Here is a 1565-nt window from a genome sequence, read left to right as displayed (position 1 = left end):
ACGGTAATGCGTGGGAAATCGCAAGACCTGAAGAAACTGTTGAAGTTAAATTTGGCGGTGAAGTTTATACTGATTGGGTAGACGGTAAATTTACTTGCCGTTACAACAACTCACATACAATTTTGGCTATGCCTTATGATGTACCTCTTTGCGGTTATGATTCAAAAATTGTAAATAAATTAAGATTGTGGAGTTCAAAATCTCCTGACCATATGAATATGCAGGAATTTAACAGCGGTAACTATGTTCGTGCCGTTGAAGAAAAGGAACTTGCAGAAGTTATTTCAAAGGTACTTTATCCGGAAGATAATCATACAGAGGGTAAGGAACTTAGATTAAAGCAACAATATTTCCTTGTTTCTGCAACATTGCAGTGGATTTTGAAAGAATTTGAAAACAGAAACGGTCAAGATTGGTCAAAATTGCCTGATAAGGTCGTTATTCATATCAATGATACACACCCTACAATGGCTATTCCTGAAATGATGCGTTTGTTGATGGACGAAAAAGGTCTTGGTTGGGATGAGGCATGGGACATCGTAACTCATGTATTCGCATACACAAACCATACAGTAATGAGCGAGGCTCTTGAAAAATGGCCGCTTGATATGTTCAGAAAGATTCTTCCGCGTGTATATATGATCGTTGAAGAAATGAACAGACGTCTTATGATCAGACTTAACGAAGTTTATCCTAACGATTCAGCTAAGCATAAGTATATGGCAATTATTTCTGATAATCAGATATTTATGGCTAATATGTGTCTTGCAAGCTGTTTCGCAGTAAACGGTGTTTCAAAGTTGCATACAGATATTCTAAAGCAGGATATTTTTGCTGATTACTATAATATGAATAACGACCACTTCTATGCAATCACAAACGGTATTACATTCAGAAGATGGATTGCTAACTGTAACCCGGAACTTACTGAGCTTATTTCTTCAAAGATAGGTAAGAATTGGATCAAGGACGCTTCAGAACTTTCAAAGCTAAAGAAATATGCTAAAGACCCTGCATTCAAGAAGCAATTTGCTGAAATTAAGCGTAATAACAAGGTTAGACTTGCACAATATATTAAGGAACACAACGATATAGTTGTAAATCCTGATTCTATCTTTGACGTACAGTGTAAGAGATTGCACGAATATAAGCGTCAGATGATGAACGTACTTCATATTCTTGCAGAATACAACAGAATTATTGAAGATAACGTATATGCTGAAAATTACTATCCAAAGACATATATATTCGGTGCAAAGGCTGCTCCGGGTTATAAAAGAGCAAAGCTTATTATCAAGCTTATTAACTCAGTCGGAGATATGATTAACAACGATCCGAGAGTTAAGGATAAGATTAAAGTTGTATTCCTTGAAAATTACAGCGTATCAATCGCTGAAAAACTTATCATTGCGGCTGATATTTCAGAACAAATTTCAACAGCGGGTAAGGAAGCTTCGGGTACAGGTAACATGAAGTTTATGCTTAACGGTGCGCTTACAATCGGTACACTTGACGGTGCAAACGTTGAAATGCTTGAACAGGTCGGTGAAGACAATATATATATC

1 protein-coding gene is annotated in these 1565 nt (G+C 36.5%); it reads left to right on the top strand.

Annotated features, from left to right (window positions below; genetic code table 11):
• On the top strand, positions 1 to 1565 hold a 1565-nt coding region (locus ACLTU0_RS11885; RefSeq protein ID WP_412322656.1), incomplete at both ends, for a glycogen/starch/alpha-glucan phosphorylase.

Origin of the sequence: Hominilimicola sp. (assembly GCF_046972485.1) — a bacterium.
GTDB classification, from domain to species: domain Bacteria; phylum Bacillota; class Clostridia; order UBA1381; family UBA1381; genus Hominilimicola; species Hominilimicola fabiformis.
The sequence above is the reverse complement of the archived record's forward strand: the minus strand, read 5'-3'. Positions and strand labels throughout refer to the sequence as shown.